General features: G+C 63.8%; 14 protein-coding genes. 7 read left to right on the top strand and 7 right to left on the bottom strand.

From position 1 onward, the window contains the following. Nucleotides 1-5: 5 nt before the first annotated feature. The 7 genes from LDZ26_RS14165 to LDZ26_RS14135 all read left to right on the top strand — a co-directional run bounded on the left by LDZ26_RS14165 (nucleotide 6) and on the right by LDZ26_RS14135 (nucleotide 8,992). Nucleotides 6-1,085 (top strand): glycosyltransferase family 1 protein, encoded by a 1,080-nt coding sequence (locus tag LDZ26_RS14165; protein WP_244849802.1) that lies wholly within the window; start codon nucleotides 6-8, stop codon nucleotides 1,083-1,085. 43 nt (nucleotides 1,086-1,128) lie between these two features. After that, on the top strand, nucleotides 1,129-2,319 hold the full coding sequence (locus tag LDZ26_RS14160; protein ID WP_244849801.1) for a glycosyltransferase: 1,191 nt from the start codon (nucleotides 1,129-1,131) through the stop codon (nucleotides 2,317-2,319). Nucleotides 2,320-2,363: 44 nt separating this feature from the next. After that, on the top strand, nucleotides 2,364-3,407 hold the full coding sequence (locus LDZ26_RS14155; RefSeq protein WP_244849800.1) for a glycosyl hydrolase: 1,044 nt from the start codon (nucleotides 2,364-2,366) through the stop codon (nucleotides 3,405-3,407). A 427-nt stretch (nucleotides 3,408-3,834) separates the two neighbouring features. After that, on the top strand, nucleotides 3,835-6,192 hold the full coding sequence (locus LDZ26_RS14150) for a polysaccharide biosynthesis tyrosine autokinase (RefSeq protein ID WP_370650714.1): 2,358 nt from the start codon (nucleotides 3,835-3,837) through the stop codon (nucleotides 6,190-6,192). Nucleotides 6,193-6,321: 129 nt separating this feature from the next. Then, nucleotides 6,322-7,755, top strand: coding sequence for a hypothetical protein (locus LDZ26_RS14145; protein ID WP_244849798.1), 1,434 nt, complete (start codon nucleotides 6,322-6,324; stop codon nucleotides 7,753-7,755). Nucleotides 7,756-7,836: 81 nt separating this feature from the next. Further along, complete coding sequence (locus LDZ26_RS14140; protein ID WP_040049973.1) at nucleotides 7,837-8,178, top strand: FKBP-type peptidyl-prolyl cis-trans isomerase; 342 nt, start codon at nucleotides 7,837-7,839, stop codon at nucleotides 8,176-8,178. Between the two features lie 10 nt (nucleotides 8,179-8,188). Next, complete coding sequence (locus tag LDZ26_RS14135; protein ID WP_244849797.1) at nucleotides 8,189-8,992, top strand: AraC family transcriptional regulator; 804 nt, start codon at nucleotides 8,189-8,191, stop codon at nucleotides 8,990-8,992. Between the two features lie 36 nt (nucleotides 8,993-9,028). Here LDZ26_RS14135 and purF read toward each other — a convergent pair whose 3' ends face one another. From purF to LDZ26_RS14100, 7 genes are all read right to left on the bottom strand, one after another. Then, nucleotides 9,029-10,576 (bottom strand): amidophosphoribosyltransferase, encoded by a 1,548-nt coding sequence (gene purF, locus LDZ26_RS14130; RefSeq protein ID WP_244849796.1) that lies wholly within the window; start codon nucleotides 10,574-10,576, stop codon nucleotides 9,029-9,031. A 133-nt stretch (nucleotides 10,577-10,709) separates the two neighbouring features. Continuing rightward, on the bottom strand, nucleotides 10,710-11,243 hold the full coding sequence (locus LDZ26_RS14125; RefSeq protein ID WP_244850212.1) for a CvpA family protein: 534 nt from the start codon (nucleotides 11,241-11,243) through the stop codon (nucleotides 10,710-10,712). A 12-nt stretch (nucleotides 11,244-11,255) separates the two neighbouring features. Then, nucleotides 11,256-12,092 carry an SPOR domain-containing protein gene (locus tag LDZ26_RS14120; protein ID WP_244849795.1) on the bottom strand — a complete coding sequence of 279 codons (837 nt, stop codon included), beginning with the start codon at nucleotides 12,090-12,092 and terminating at the stop codon, nucleotides 11,256-11,258. A gap of 39 nt (nucleotides 12,093-12,131) precedes the next feature. Continuing rightward, nucleotides 12,132-13,442 carry a bifunctional tetrahydrofolate synthase/dihydrofolate synthase gene (gene folC / locus LDZ26_RS14115; RefSeq protein WP_244849794.1) on the bottom strand — a complete coding sequence of 437 codons (1,311 nt, stop codon included), beginning with the start codon at nucleotides 13,440-13,442 and terminating at the stop codon, nucleotides 12,132-12,134. Nucleotides 13,443-13,520: 78 nt separating this feature from the next. After that, the gene (gene accD, locus LDZ26_RS14110; RefSeq protein ID WP_244849793.1) at nucleotides 13,521-14,393 is read right to left on the bottom strand and encodes an acetyl-CoA carboxylase, carboxyltransferase subunit beta; all 873 of its coding nucleotides are present in this window, start codon (nucleotides 14,391-14,393) and stop codon (nucleotides 13,521-13,523) included. A gap of 63 nt (nucleotides 14,394-14,456) precedes the next feature. Next, entirely contained in the window at nucleotides 14,457-15,260 is an 804-nt protein-coding gene (trpA, locus tag LDZ26_RS14105) for a tryptophan synthase subunit alpha (protein WP_244849792.1), read from the bottom strand. A gap of 71 nt (nucleotides 15,261-15,331) precedes the next feature. Next, nucleotides 15,332-16,165: a site-specific DNA-methyltransferase gene (locus LDZ26_RS14100; RefSeq protein ID WP_244849791.1), complete on the bottom strand. Its 834-nt coding sequence runs from the start codon at nucleotides 16,163-16,165 to the stop codon at nucleotides 15,332-15,334.

Raw genomic sequence — 16,165 nt, 5'->3', positions numbered from 1 at the left:
AACACATGAATACCTCCTTCGCCCCAAACAAGCTCGTCTACAACGGCCGCTTCACCAGCCAGAAGACTACCGGCGTGCAGCGCGTCGCAAGAGAACTCGTCGCCGCGCTGATGAAGCTGCCCGAAGGCTCGCATGTAACGCTGGCCGTGCCGCCGCAACCGGGCCTCGTGCCGGTGGACGGCGTGCCGACCGTCGAACTGGGATTCGGCAAGGGCGTGTTCTGGGAGCAGATCGTGCTGCCGCTTTTCGCGGGGCGCTCGCGCATCGTCAATCTCAGCAACTCGGGCTCCATCTTCCGGCCGAACCAGATCATCTACATGCACGATGCAGCGGTGTTCGACACGCCTGCGCATTTCTCGTGGAAATTCCGCATGTGGTACCGCGTGATGTTCTGGATTCTCGCGCGTACTTCGAGCTGCGTGATGACGAACTCCGAGTTCTCGCGTGACCGTCTCGCGCATCACGTCGGCGTGAATCCGCAGCGTATCGGCGTCGTGCCGCTCGCGGCGGACCATCTGGATCACATCGTGCCGGATACGTCGGTCATCGGCGACCTGAAACTCACGCCGAACCGTTACGTTCTGGCCGTGAGCAGCATGAATCCGACGAAGAACTTCAAGCGTCTCGTCGAAGCGTTCATGCGCCTGAACGATCCGTCCATCGATCTCGTCATCGTCGGCATGAAGAATGCGACGATCTTCGGCAAGGCGCAGGACTTGTCGAGCGCCCCGAACATCAAGCAGGCGGGCTACGTGAGCGATGAAAAGCTCAAGGCGCTGTACCAGCACGCAGCCTGTTTTCTTTACCCTTCGATATATGAAGGCTTCGGCATTCCGCCACTGGAAGCGATGCGTAACGGATGCCCCACGCTCGTCGGCCGCGCAGCCGCGCTGCCCGAAACGTGCGGCGATGCGTCCATTTACTGCGACCCCTTCTCGGTAGAGGACATCGCCGCGAAGCTGCGTGAGCTGCTGGACTCGCCGCAACTGAGCGAAGAGCTCCGACGCCGGGGACTCGCGCATGCAGAGCGGTATCGCTGGACCGAGAGTGCGCGAATGCTCATGCAGTTCATAAATAGACGATAAGCAGATGTCAAAGCGCGCCGACGCGCGCGACAGGGGAAACACAGTGAACGTTGGAATCTATTGCGATTCGGGCATCAACGGTGGGCACGAGGAGATGCTCAAGCGTTTCATGCTCGCGCTTATTTCGAGCGGGAACGTCGACACGCTCCACATTCTGGTGCCGCGGACGAACGCAGCCCTTTACCGTTATGTCAGCGATCTGAGCCGCCAGCACGCGAAGGTCCGCACCATCGGGCTCGCTTATACGGCGGAATCCCTTCGCGGCGACCTCTTTGCGCTGTTGCGCGCGATTCGCTCGACGGCGGCGACGCTGCGCACGCTCAACCTCACGAAGCTGCTCATTGCACAGGGCACGATTGCATCGGGCCTCGCGGGACTGCTGGGGGCGCGTTATGCGCGCGTGCCGACTCTGAGCTATCTGCCGCTCGTCGACGAAGCGCCGGAGGATGGCGGCGTTACCGACAAGATCAAGTGGCTCGTCAAACGCGTGCTGTACCGCATGCCGGACGAGTTCGTCACGCTCAACGAACATCTGCGCGGCCAGCTGCGCGCGCTCGCGCCTCAGGCGCGCACGATGATTCTCGAAAACTACGTCGACGACCGCTTCAGCCGTTCCATGCTGACGAAGCCCGCCGCGCGCGCCGCGTTGGGCCTGCCGGACGATGGCACGACGATCATCGCGCATATCGGCCGGATCAACTTCAAGCAGAAGCGTCAGGACTTCCTGATGGAAGCCATTGAGCGGCACGCGGACGCGTTCAGGCATACGGTCGTGCTGATCGTCGGCGAAGGACCGGATGCCGCGCGCCTTGCCGAGATGGTCGATGCAAGCCCGGTCTTGTCCGCATGCGTGCGCATCGTCGGGCCGAAGCACGACGTGCTGCCCTACATCGTCGCAAGCGATACGCTCGTGTTGCCGTCGGCCTTCGAAGGCGTGCCGCTCGTGATGATCGAAGCGGTGCTGGCCGAGCGGCCCATCGTCGTGTCGCGCATCTCGGGCCTCGATTCTTATTTGCCGAATGCCCTGCTGTTCCGTCCGGGCGACCACGAGGCGTTCGTCGAGCGCATTTTTGCGGCGCGGGATGTGCCGATGACGGCGCTTGCCAACAGCTTCCGCCGCCGCTTCTCACGCGAAGCGTTCGATGCGCAAGCGCAAAACGTGATGCTGCCCGCCATGCCGTGCCGCGGCGCATTCGATCCGGCATCGCCGCAACACTCGGACGTTCCCAGTTGATTACGCTTTCTCGCGAGGGATGAATGTTGAAGCGAAGGCTGTGGGTGGCAATTTCGTTGGTCGGCGCGCTGCTGTGCGGCTCCGCCGTGGTGCAGGCACGCACTGGCGCAGTGCAGTCCGCACCGTCCGATGCCGCAAACATGCAATGCGACGATCAGACGAAAGGTGTGTTCTACGGCGTGGTCGGTCATCTCGAACATCGCGGCGTCTATCGCACGACCGACTTCGCCCAGCAGATCTCGCAAGTGCGTGATCTCGGCGCCACGATCTACGCGCAGGACGTGTCGAGCGAAGACAGCGCGCACCTCGTCGCAAAGTTCGCGCGTCAGGCCGCGGAATCCTGCATCAGCGTACTCGCGCTCGTGACGCCGTTCGAACCGCAAAAGCGCGCGAACGAGCAGGAGACCTTCGAGCGCGGCTATGCGCTCGGCAAGACGGCGGGGCGCGTATTGAAGGGCCTCGTCACTTACTATCAAGTGGGCAACGAGTACGACAACTGGACCATCCTGGGCTCAGATCGCAGCGGCGAGCATCCGTCGGATTACGACAATGCGAGGTTCATGAAAGCGCGTGGCTCGATACTCGGCCTCATCAAAGGCATACGCGAAGCGAACCCGGACGCGAAAATCCTGCTCACGTCCTTCGGCTGGCTGCATTACGGCTTCACGGACATGCTCTTCGCCGGCACACAGCCGGACGGCACCAAAGGTCATCCGATTCCGAAATGGGACATCACGGCGTGGCACTGGTATTCGAACATGGGTTCGATCACGGCGGCCGGCCCGAAAAAGGTCAATGTGCTCGAACGTCTGCGCGACAGCTATGGCAAGCCCATCTGGATCACGGAATTCGGCGTGCGACCGAATCATGCGGACCCCGGCGGTTTCCTGACAGGCAAGGACGCGCTTGCCGGCTTCGTGAAAGTGGCCAAAAAGTACGACGTTCAGAACGTCACGCTTTATGAGCTATACGATGACGAGCGCTTCGGCGGCGATGGGAATTACGGCGTGATTCACGACGACGGGCAGACGCGCAAGCCGCGCTTCAACGTCGTGCGGGACTTCATCACAGCGAATCCCATGCCTTAACGGACAACGCAACGGAAAAAACGTTATGTCTGACGAATGTCTTTCGGGCGAAATCAGTAATTATCGCCCGAAACCTCGTCGATGCAAGTGCGGTACGCACCACTACGCTCTAGATTGGTTCGCTACTTAACAGACGTAAGCACTTCGAGGCTGGAAGATTAGCCTGACGCTACGTATTTTTTTTGGGCGTATGGTGTCGATTCGCACACAGGCGTGGGGCGAACACCCTGCCGTTGCAGATCGATAGAGAGCGCCTCGCCGATTCGCGCTCTCCTCGTTCGAGCGCAACTCGACGAGCCGTACCGCCTGAAGCCTTTGACTCTCCCGGCCACGCCGGATACACACACGAACGACGTAACGCGGCCAACCGCGCGGGCTTTGTGTTTCTGTTTGGCCCGGAAAACCACGCTCAACATTCGAACAGAGGATGCCGCCTTTGAACACGCTATACGTCAACTCCGGATCTTCGCGTCCTGGCAAGGACGACAATGAATTCACTGCGGGCGACATGATCAAGCTGCTGCGCGATCACATCGGCATGTTGCTGGTGTTCGTCGTGGCGGCCGCTGCGCTTGCCTCCGCCTATGCATTCCTCGCGAAACCGATCTATTCGTCCGACGTCGTCGTGCGTGTCGATCCGCCTGATCCGAATGCGCTCGGCATTGCGCCGCAAAACCAGATGCAGGCGCAGCAGCCGCAAATGTCGGCCACTCAGCTCGCGCCGGCTGAAATCTCGGTGATGAAGAGCCGCTCGGTGCTGGAGCCGGTCGTCAACCAGTTCCACTTCGACGTCAAGGTCAAGCCGCATACCATGCCGGTGCTCGGCTGGATCGCGGGCATGTTCGCCGAGCGCGGCCATCTCGCGCCCGCATGGTTCGGCATGAAATCGTACGCGTGGGGCGGCGAAGATCTGCGCATCGCGCGTCTTGACGTTCCGCCGTCGCTGGAAGACGCAAAGCTCGACTTCACGTTGCTCGACAACAATCAGTACCAGCTCGAAGACCCGGACGGCAACGTGCTGTTGCGCGGCACGATCGGTCGTCCCGCTTCGGCGCACGGCGTGTCGATGCTCGTGGACGGCGCGGTCGGTCATCCGGGCGTGCACTTCACGGTCACGCGCTACAACACGCTGGATGCCATCGACCTGCTGCTGAAGTCGATCAAGGTCGCCGAGTCCACGAAGGACACGGGCATCGTCGAAATCTCGTATAACGGCGAGGATCCCGATCAAACCGCGGAGGTCGCGAACGCGCTGGGTCAGGCGTATCTCGCCGCCGCCGTCGCCAGCCGTCAGGCCAACGATACAAAGACGCTCGAATTCATCCGCTCGGAACTGCCGCGCCTCGAGCGCGATCTGAAGGACGCCGAAGGCCGCCTGAGCGCATTCCGCGCGAAGTCGCAGTCGGTGCAGCCGATCAACGAAGCGCAGGCGTATCTGCAAGGCAGCATCACTTCCATGCAACAACTCGCGATGCTGCAACTGCAGCGCACGCAAGCGTTGCAGCGCTTCACGCCGGACAGCCCGCAGGTTCGCAATCTCGATCAACAGATCGCGCAATACGAGCAGACGAACAAGCAGATCCAGTCGCGCTTCGACAGCATGCCCGCTTCGGAACGCCAAAGCGCCGAGCTCACGCGTGATGCGCGCGTTGCGGAAACCGTCTACCTCGGCATGATGAACAAGGCCGAAGAGCTGTCGATTCGTCGCGCCAGCACGAGCGGCGGAGCGCACATCGTCGATAACGCGCTGCGTCCGCATCGTCCGGTGAAGCCGAACAAGCCGCTCGTGATCGTCGCGGGCACGGCGCTCGGCTTCTTCGTCGGCACGTTCTTCATCTTCCTGCGCCGCCACGCGATGATCGGCGTCACCGATCCGATGTTCGTCGAACGTCGCCTCTCGGTGCCGGTGCTCGGCGAGGTGCTCTTCAGCCGTCAGCAGCAGTTGCTCGATCACGAGATCTCGGTGTCGCCGGTCGGTCACGCGCTTGGGTCTTCGAGCACGCAGGCAGGCAGCGCGCCGAAGGCGTTGCCGCACGTCAAGCGCGAGCCGCATGACGACATCACCATGCCGAACCTCGCCGGCGCCGACCGCGACGCCTTCGTGCTCGCCACGCGCTATCCGCACGATCCGGCCGTCGAAGCGCTGCGCGCGGTGCGCACCGAGCTGTATCGCGACCTCGTGAACGCGCCGAACAACATCGTGATGCTGACCGGTCCGATTCCCTCGGCGGGCAAGAGCTTCGTCGCAGCCAATCTGTCGGTGCTGCTCGCGGAAATCGGCCTGCGCGTGCTGCTGATCGACGGCGATTTGCGCCGCGGCCATATCGCGTCGTTCTTCAAGCAGGCGAATCCGGGCGGTCTGTCGGAAGTGTTGAAGGGGCAAGTGGGCACGGCCGAAGCGATTCGTCAGGTCGGCGTGCCGGGGCTCTCGTTCATGTCGTGCGGCAGCTACCCGGAGAATCCGTCGGAACTGCTGATGATGCCGGGCTTCCGCGACATGCTCGCGCGCCTGAGCGATCAGTACGACCTCGTGCTCATCGATACGCCGCCCTTCCTCGCCGTCACGGACGCGGCCATCGTCGCAAGCGATGCGGGTTCGACGGTTCTGGTTCTGCGCTCGGGCATCCAGAGCGAAGAGGAAATCGAAGAGACCGTCAAGAAGGTGCAGCGCGCAGGCGGACGTCTCGTCGGCTCGGTGTTCAACGCCATCCCGAAGCGCCGCAGCAACCGCCGCACGTATGGTTACGCGGCGGCCTACACGAGCAGCTTCAAGTCGGCGAACTGATGGACGTCTCGAAGCAACGCATGACTGCTTGAGCGAAACGCCGCGTGCCCGTCACGCGGCGTTGCGTTTCAGGGCACGGCCTTCACACGTAACGGCAAGCAAACAAAAGACGCAGCCACACTCTCTACGATGAAAGACAAAGCAACGCTGGTCGACAAGTACTACCGCATCTGGGCCTTCGCGATGCCGGTGACGTCGTTCCTCGTGATCCCGTCGATTCAGGGCACGACGATCGGCTATCTCATGTGCTTCCTTTCCGTGCCGCTCGTGCTTCTCTTCGGGGGCCGTGCGCGCAAGAACTACCTGCACTTCGTGGGCGCGGCCATCCTCGTCTGGCTGCTGATGCTGTGCACGACGCAACTCGCGGACGTCATGGCTCCGTTCGATGCCGACTTCAGCAAGATCGCGCTCGTCGACGACAAGGACCCGGTCACGTTCATCATGCGCAAGAGCATGTTCACGCAGTCCATCTACGTGGCGGCGGTGGTGCTGTACGCGGCGTACGTGTACTACTACTACCGGCCGACGTGGGACCAGTGGATCTTCGCGGCGGTGACGCTCTTTGCCCTCTACGGCATCTATGAAGTGGTGTTCTACGTGCTGACGGGCTCGCCCGGCGACTTCATCTCGAACCGCGCGTTCGGAGACCAGTTCGGCCGCGGCATCGTGCGCTCGGACGGCACCGTGAACGGCAGTTCGTTCCAGACCGTGAGCGCGGGCGGCATGTCGATACAGCGTCTCAAGGCGCTGACCGGCGAACCGTCGATGTACGCCATGTCCATCTTCCCCTTCTGGATCTACTTCAACGCGACGGCCCGCGTGCGCTGGCCGGTGTGGATCATCGGGATCTCGCTCCTGATGAGTACGTCGTCGACGGTGTTGATCGGCTATGCGGTCTTCGCGCTCATTCGCATGCGCAAGCTCGGCATCAATCCGATCAAGGCGCTCATCGGCCTCTTCCTGGTGGCGTTGGTCGCATTCGCGTTGCAGGACTATATCGCCGACCTGTTTCAGCAGATGGTGATGGACAAGCTGGAAGGAAAGAACGAGTCCGGCTCCGACCGCGCGAAGCTGTTCCTGGAGTCGTTGCGCTTGTGGGCGCATGCATCGCCGCTGAACCAACTCTTCGGCATCGGCTTCGGCTATATCCGGTCCACCGACCTGTTCTCGACGCTGCTCGTCAACACGGGCGTGATCGGTCTCGTCGGCATCAGCGCGCTGATGCTCTACCCCGCGTTCAAGCTCGACTGGGACGCGCGCGGCATGGCCCTGCGCCAGTGCTGCGTGGCGACCTGGACCATGATGATGGTGTCGGTGCCCGAGTTCGCTTACCTCGCGCCGTGGACGTTCATCGCCATGGCGTACGTCCGCGTGCGGGCGCTGAAGCTCGCGAAAAGGGACACGCGCCACCTCATGCCGGGCAATGGCATGGAGCCTTCGTACATCAGCCCCGAATTTGGCGTGAGCGTAAGCCCGAACGTCGGCGCCCGGGTCGGTTCGCCGATGAACGCGGACCGCCCGCGCATCGGCAGCCGCATGAATCCACGCGGCCGTCACTCCTGATCGCCCTGACTCGCTTCGTTGCTACGCTCTACAATGGTGGTTTCGACCATCGGCGTAGAGCCGTGCAACCAGGAGCAAACAATGTCGACAGTCACGACCGATTCCGGTCTCAAGTATGAAGACGTCACCGTCGGCGAAGGCGCCGAAGCCGTCGCGGGCAAGACCGTCAGCGTGCACTACACCGGCTGGCTGACCGACGGCCAGAAGTTCGATTCCAGCAAGGACCGCAACGATCCCTTCGCCTTCGTGCTCGGCGGCGGCATGGTCATCAAGGGCTGGGACGAAGGCGTGCAGGGCATGAAGGTCGGCGGCGTGCGCCGTCTCACCATTCCGCCGCAACTCGGTTACGGCGCGCGCGGCGCGGGCGGCGTGATTCCGCCGAACGCCACGCTCGTCTTCGAAGTGGAACTGCTCGACGTTTGAGCAAGACGGCATGAGCGCGCCGGTCCCCCGCCCTACCGTTTCGCTGCGCCGCTACGAAGCGGTGCAGGCGTCCGACGAGCACGACTTCCATCAGATCGTGCTCGGTTTCGACGGCGCAATGGGCATGGCGGTGGATGGCGGCGAATCGCTCATCGACCGTCATCGCGCGTGGATCATTCCTGCCGGCGCGCGTCACGAGTACTGGGCCGAAGGCGTCAACCGCCAGCTCGTGCTCGATCTTCCCGCTTCATCGGTCGCGGTGCCTGCGCGTTTCTTCGAACGTGCGCGTACCGTCGATCTCGATTCATCGGTCACGCAGCTCGTCGCGAGCGTCGCGGGGCGCCTTCCTACCGACGATACTGCCCTGCCCGCGCGTCTCGGCTGGCAAGCGGCCACGCATCTGTGCGGCGCCTTGATGGCCGGCGCGGGCGCACCGCTCAATGCCGAATTGCGCGGCCTCGACTTCGCGCGCATCGACCGGTGGCTGCGCGCGCATCTTTGCGAGCCGCTGCGCATTGCGGATCTCGCCGCGCATTGCGGCTTCGGCATGCGGCGCTTTCACCAATTGTTCAGCGAGGCGTTCGGCGAGACGCCGCATCGCTATGTGCATCGCCTGCGTCTGGACACGGCGTTGACGCTGCTCGCCGATCCGCGCGCCTCGCTCACGCATGTCGCGCTCGAAGTCGGGTTTGCGGATCAGAGCGCGTTCACGCATGCGTTCTCGAAACGCTTCGGCATCGCGCCGGGGCAATGGCGCAGCGGCGCATTCAAGACGCCGCGCGAGCAACAGACGCAAAAAAGCCCGCTCGTCTGATCGACCGAGCGGGCTTCTCGAAGCCAATACGAAGGCTTATTCCACCGACAGTTGCAGATGCAGTTGCGAACGCGCGGGACCGCCTTCGAGCGCCTCGCCCGCGATGTCGCGGTCCGTCTGCTCTTGCGGCGCGAGGCGCGCGGTTTCGATGCGATCCAGATAGTCGGTCGTGACGTCGCCGGTGATGTAGTGACCGTCGAAGCAGGACGCCTCGAAATCCTTCAGCGCCGGATTGATGTCGCGCACCGCGTTCTTCAGATCCTCGACGTCCTGATACACCAGATAGTCCGCGCCGATCATGCGCGCCACTTCTTCGTCGCTGCGGCCATGCGCGACGAGTTCGCCACGCGTCGGCATGTCGATGCCGTACACGTTCGGGAACTTCACCGGCGGCGCGGCGGACGCGAAGATCACCTTGTTCGCGCCGGCATCGCGGGCCATCTGCACGATTTCATGCGATGTCGTGCCGCGCACGATCGAATCGTCGACGATCAGCACGTTCTTGCCCTTGAACTCGATGCCCATGGCGTTCAGCTTCTGGCGCACCGATTTCTTGCGCACCGCCTGTCCCGGCATGATGAACGTGCGGCCCACGTAGCGGTTCTTGAAGAAGCCTTCGCGATATTCGACGCCGAGCTTGGCCGCCACCTGCATCGCGGCGGGACGCGACGAATCGGGAATCGGCATCACGACGTCGATCGGCACGTCGGGCAGCACGCGCTTGATCTTCTCGGCGAGATAGTCGCCCATGCGCAGACGCGCGTTGTAGACGGGCACGCCGTCGAGGCACGAATCCGGACGCGCCAGATACACGAGCTCGAAAATGCAGGGGTTCAGCACCGGCTTTTCGGCGCATTGATGGCTGTGCAGATTGCCGTCGGCGTCGATGAAGATCGCTTCGCCCGGCTCGATGTCGCGCACGAATTCGAAGCCGATGCCTTCGATCGCCACCGATTCCGACGCCACCATCCACTCGACGCCCGTCGACGTTTCCAGCTTGCCGAGCACGAGCGGGCGAATGCCGAACGGATCGCGGAACGCCACGAGCCCGTAGCCAGCAATCAGCGAGACGATCGCGTAGGACCCTTTCACCCGCCGATGCACGCCCGCGACCGCCTTCCACAGCGCGGCTTCGTCGAGTTCAAGGCCGGAGCTCGCGAGTTGCAGTTCGTGCGCGAAGACGTTCAGCAGCACTTCGGTGTCGGACGCGGTGTTGATGTGCCGGCGGTCGATCCGGAACATCTCGTCCTTCAGCTGCATCCAGTTCGTCAGATTGCCGTTGTGGGCGAGGATGATGCCGAACGGCGCGTTGACGTAGAACGGCTGCGCTTCTTCCTCGTTCGACGCCGACCCGGCCGTCGGATAGCGCACTTGCCCGATGCCGACGTTGCCCGGCAGGCTGCGCATGTTGCGCGTGCGGAACACGTCGCGCACCATGCCGTTGGCTTTGTGCATGTGGAAGTTGTTGCCGTTCGCTGTCGCGATTCCCGCCGCATCCTGCCCGCGATGCTGCAAGAGCAGCAGGCTGTCATAGATGAGCTGATTGACGGGGCTTTGGGAAACTACACCTACGATGCCGCACATGGCATGGTCCTTCAAAGAGTCGAAACGGTAGAGAGGCGTGCCGGCGTCGCGCCGGGTCGAACGAGTCCCGCGAGCGGGCGCGTTCGGCGGCGCAAGTGGCCGTCGCGCGTTCCTCGTGTAGCCTGCCGTTCGTCTATTGTGCGGCGCTTGGCGCCGTGTCGCCTGACTGCGGTGCGACGTGCACATACGCGGCGAGCGTATCGGGGAGAAGCGGTCTCAATTCGCGCACGCCCTGCTCGGCCATGGGCCGCAGCAGCGCGTTACGCCAGAAATCCTTCTGCGGCAATTCCGTCAGACCTGCGAGCGCGACCAGAATCACCACCAATATAGCGCCTCTGACGAGGCCGAACAGCAGGCCCAGCGAGCGATCCACGCCGCGCAGGCCCGTTACTTCAGTCATGCGCGTGAGCAGCGCCGACAGCACGCTCGACAGCAGCAGCACCGCGCCGACCACCAGCAAAAACGCGACGAGCCACTGAGTCAGCGCGCCGCCCGGCCAGTATGTCGGGATGTACGGCACCACCACGCTCACGAACCGGCCCGCGATCAGAATGGCAGCGACCCAGCCGACCAGCCCGAAGGCTTCGGCGAGCAACCCGCGCCACGTGCCGCGCAAGGCGGACAGGCCGATCACGGCCATCACGGCGTAGTCGAAGCTCGTGAACATCGACATCGACGCTTAGTTCGACGCCGACCGCTTGCCGCCGGCCAGGCCCGCCTGCCGCACCTTGACGAGCGCGGCGGACGCCGACGCGCGATCCGGGAACGGTCCAGCGCGCAACAACGCGCGGGACGAGCCATCCGACTGCTGACGATGTTCGAGATATGCGGGCACGCCCGCGGCTTTCAACTTGTTGACCCAGTTCTGCGCTGCGGTGTCGTCGTCGAACGTGCCGATCTGGAGCACGAAGCGGCTGCCTGCCGGCGACGACGGCGTGTTCGCCGCGCTCGATGCCGGGCTTGCCGTCGTGTCCTTTTCCGCGGCCGGTTGTGCCTGCGGCTTCGCGGCTTCCTTGGCAACGGGTGCCGGCTTGCTTTCGGGCTTCGCTTCCGGCTTTGTCTGAGCAGTGGCCGCAGGCGCCGAAGCCGACGGTTGCGGCTGCGTCACGCCTGCGGCGACATTGGCCGTATCGGTTGCGGCGGGCGGCGTATCGTGCGCGACGCCTGCCTGCGTGTCCGCGTCGTTCGCCTCGCGGGACTGCTTCGCGGCGGGCGCGGCGCGGTTGGGGATATCGATGGAAATGTCGTCAGCGACGGGTTTCGGGCGCGAATCCAGCACCATCGGCAAGACGATGACCGCCGCCAGCACTAGCGCGATGGCCCCGACGAGCCTGCGCCGCGCGCGCTGCTTCTCGGGAAGCGTGGGGTCGAGCATCATGGCGTCGGCATCGGGACGGTCCGTGCGGCGCGTGCGGCGCTCCGTGCGCACGGTATGACGCGAGCCGCGCGGGGAATCGGAGTATGCGTCGCTCGCGGCGCGGGCGTCGTCTTTCTTGCCGAACGAGAAAAGTCCCATGTATGGCTTGGTGCGAGAAGCTTCAGACGGGCTGCCGTCTTAGTGATGCTGCGATTTACGGTAGGCCATGACGCCAGCCACCGTATAGAAACTACCGAAAACCACGATTCTATCATTTTCGGACGCGCGGCTTAACGCGTCTCGAAATGCATCCGCCGGGGTCTCGAATCGAGCAACGCTGCTGTCGGGGCCGTCGTTGACACCGGCATCGCGCAGAACGGCTTCCAGACGGTCGGCGGTGGCCGCACGCGGCGTCGGCAGCGCGGTCACGTTCCAGTGATCGATCTCGCCCGCGAGCTGCTTCACGATGCCCTCGATGTCCTTGTCGCCCATCGCGCCGAAAACCGCGTAGGTGTACGGGAAATAGCCCATGTTGCCGAGGTTTTGCGCCAGCACGGCGGCGGCGTGCGGATTGTGCGCCACGTCGAGAATGATCTGCGGCTTGCCCGGCAGCACCTGAAAGCGCCCCGGCAATTCCACGTTCGCGAGCCCAAGGCGAATATCCTGCGCGGACACCGGCAACCGGTCGCGCAGCGCCTCCAGCGCGGCGAGCGCCGCCGACGTGTTGATAAGTTGATTCGCCCCGCGCAGCGCCGGATACGCGAGCGCCGCGCGCCGCTGCGTGCGGCCGATGTAGCTCCACTGCTGGCGTTCGTTGCCCGGCTGCGCTTCGTAGCGGAAATCGCGGCCGACGAGCCACAGATCCGCGCCGACCGCGGCGGCATGGTCGATCAGCGTCTGCGGCGGCGAAGGATCGCCGCACACCGCAGGCTTGCCCGTACGGAAGATGCCCGCTTTCTCGAAGCCGATCTTCTCGCGCGTGTCGCCGAGATAGTCCGCATGATCGATATCGATGCTCGTCACCACGGCGCAGTCCGTATCGACGATATTCACCGCGTCCAGCCGCCCGCCGAGCCCGACTTCGAGGATCACCACATCCAGCCCGCGCGACGCGAACAGATGCAGGATGGCGAGCGTCGTGAATTCGAAATACGTCAGCGAGACCGGATCGGCCAGGCTGGCGCGCGCCTTCTCGACCGCTTCGAAGTGTTCCAGCAAGTCCGCGTCGGTGGCTTCCGCGCCGTCGATGCGCGCGCGCTCGTTGAAAGACAGCAAATGCGGCGACGTATGGCAGCCCACGCGATAGCCCGCGCGCAGCAGAATGCTTTCGAGGATCGCGCACGTCGAGCCCTTGCCGTTGGTGCCGCCGACGGTGATCACCGGGCAGTCGAAGCGCAGGCCGAGCGCCTCCTTGACGCGCCCGATGCGCGCAAGGCCCATGTCGATGCCGACCGGATGCGCCGCTTCCAGATGGGCGAGCCACGCGTCGAGAGTGGGAAATGTGGTCATGTTCGGTAGTCGGAAAAGCAAAAACGCCGCGCGGAACCTCGCGGTTCACGCGCGGCGCGGCGCGGGCACAAAACGGCGTCAAGCCACCGAATCGGCCGGCTGTCGCGTCATCAGCGCCATCAATTGCGCGATTTCTTCGCGCATCTTGCGGCGGTCTACGATCATGTCGATTGCGCCCTTCTGCAACAAAAACTCCGCGCGCTGGAAGCCTTCGGGCAGCTTCTCGCGCACCGTCTGCTCGATCACGCGCGGGCCGGCGAAGCCGATCAGCGCCTTCGGCTCCGCGATCACGACGTCGCCCAGGAACGCGAAGCTCGCGGACACGCCGCCCATCGTTGGGTCGGTGAGCACCGAGATGAACGGCAGTTTCGCGTCGGCCAGCTTGGTCAGCATGGCGGTGGTCTTGGCCATCTGCATCAGCGAAAGCAGGCTTTCCTGCATGCGCGCGCCGCCCGACGCCGTAAAGCAGATGAACGGCACGTTTTGCTCCAGCGCGTTGCGCGCGCCGCGAGCGAAGCGTTCGCCGACCACCGAGCCCATCGAGCCGCCCATGAACGCGAACTCGAAGCACGCGACCACGCACGGCAGCGTATGGATCGCGCCGCCCATGACGACCATCGCGTCGGTTTCGTCGGTGTCTTCCATCGCCTCTTTCAGGCGGTCCGGATACTTGCGGCTGTCCTTGAACTTGAGCGCGTCGACCGGCACGATTTCCTGGCCGATTTCATAGCGGCCTTCCGGGTCCAGCAGGCGGTCGAGCCGCTCGCGCGCGCCGATACGCATGTGGTGGCTGCACTTCGGGCAAACATGCAGATTCGCCTCGACGTCGTTGCGGTACAGCACCGCCTCGCACGACGGACACTTCACCCACAGCCCTTCCGGGATGCCCTTGCGGTTCTTGGGATCGGTTTGCTTGATCTTGGGCGGCAGCAGTTTGTCGAGCCAGCTCATCGTTGTTCCTTGACTGATCGGGGCAGCGCCGCGCACCGTCTACGACGGCGCGGCGGCGAAATGTTATTTGGCGGAATCGAGCGCCGCGCGAATTTCCGCGATGAAGTTCGTGAGCGACGCGGCGGCCGTGTCCGGCGGCGCCTCTTCGAGCAACTGCACGAGCCGGCTTCCGATGACGACCGCGTCCGCGACTTCCGCGACGGCGCGGGCCGTCTCTGCGTCGCGAATGCCGAAACCGACGCCGACCGGCAGCGGCACCTGCGACTTGATGGCCGGGATTTTACTCGCGATGCTGGAAACGTCCAGATTTGCCGCGCCCGTCACGCCCTTGAGCGACACGTAATACACGTAGCCGCTCGCGATCTTGCCGACCGCCGCCACGCGCTCATCGGTCGATGTGGGCGCGAGCAGAAAGATCGGATCGATGCCGGCCGCGCGCATCGTCGCGCCGAAATCGCTGGCTTCCTCCGGCGGATAGTCGACGACGAGCACGCCGTCCACGCCCGCCTCTTTCGCGGCCTGCGCGAACGCGTCGGCGCCCATGCGTTCCATCGGATTCGCGTAGCCCATCAGCACGACGGGCGTGTCGGCGTCGGTCTCGCGAAAGCGCGCCACATCGGCGAGCACGCGCTTGAGCGTGACGCCGCGCGCCAGCGCGCGCTCCGACGAACGCTGGATGACGGGACCATCGGCCATCGGATCGGAAAACGGCACGCCCAGTTCGATGACGTCCGCGCCGCCCCGGGCGAGCGCGTGCATGAATTCGACGGTTTGCTCGGGGTTCGGATCGCCCGCCGTGATGAACGGAATCAGCCCTTTGCGGCCTTGCGCGGCAAGCGTCGCGAAAGTGTTCTTGATACGGGACATGAGAATTCTCGTAAGCGTATTCGTTAGCGTCGATCATCGACGCGATCAGCGACGAAGCTGCGGCTCGCGCGTTATTCGGCGGTCTCGGTTTCGGTCTCGGCGGTCAGCGGCGCATCGAGCTTTGCCAGGCGGTTTTCCGCGATGGCGCAATAGTCCGCGTTGATTTCGAAGCCCGTGAAAAGTCGGCCGTGGCGCGCGCAGGCAACAGCGGTCGTGCCGCTGCCCATGAACGGATCGAGCACGCGGCCGCCCGGCGGACAACTCGCCAGCACCATGCGCTCGACGATTTCCAGCGGCTTCTGCGTCGGATGATCGACCCTCTCCGCGTGCTGCCGGTGCAGCCGCGACACGGACCAGACGTCCTTCGGGTTGTAGCCCATTTCGAGCCACTTGCTGCCCTCGAAAATCTTGCGCGAGCGCGCCTTTTTCGTCGCTGCGTCGTAGGGAATGCGCACCGGATCGAGATCGAAGTAGTAGTCCTTCGATACCGCGAAATAGCCGATGTTGTCGTGCACCGACGTGTATTTGCGCGTCGTTCCGCCCATGCTCGGCACGCGCCGGTCCCAGACGATTTCGTTGACCATCGTCATCCGGCGCTTCAGGAACACGAACAGTTCGGGCGAATACTGCCAGGTGCAGAAGATGTACATCGACCCGCTTTTCTTCAGCTTCGGTATCGCGATGTCCAGCCAGCGATACGTCCACGCGAGGAAGGCTTCGCCGGACAGCATGTCCGAGTCGTTCCCGTAGTCCTTGCCGAGCCCATAAGGCGGGTCGGCGACGATCAGATCGATCGACGCATCGGGAACGGAGGCGGCATCGGCGAGAAAATCGCGGTTCCGAATGTCGATGCCGGCGCCTTGCAGCGCGCCAGCGGACATCGGTTCGTCGATAACGGTGCGCAT

The organism is Caballeronia sp. SL2Y3 (assembly GCF_022879575.1).
Taxonomy (GTDB): Bacteria; Pseudomonadota; Gammaproteobacteria; order Burkholderiales; family Burkholderiaceae; genus Caballeronia.
Note: the sequence above shows the minus strand (reverse complement) of the source record. Positions and strands in the feature narration are given on the sequence as shown.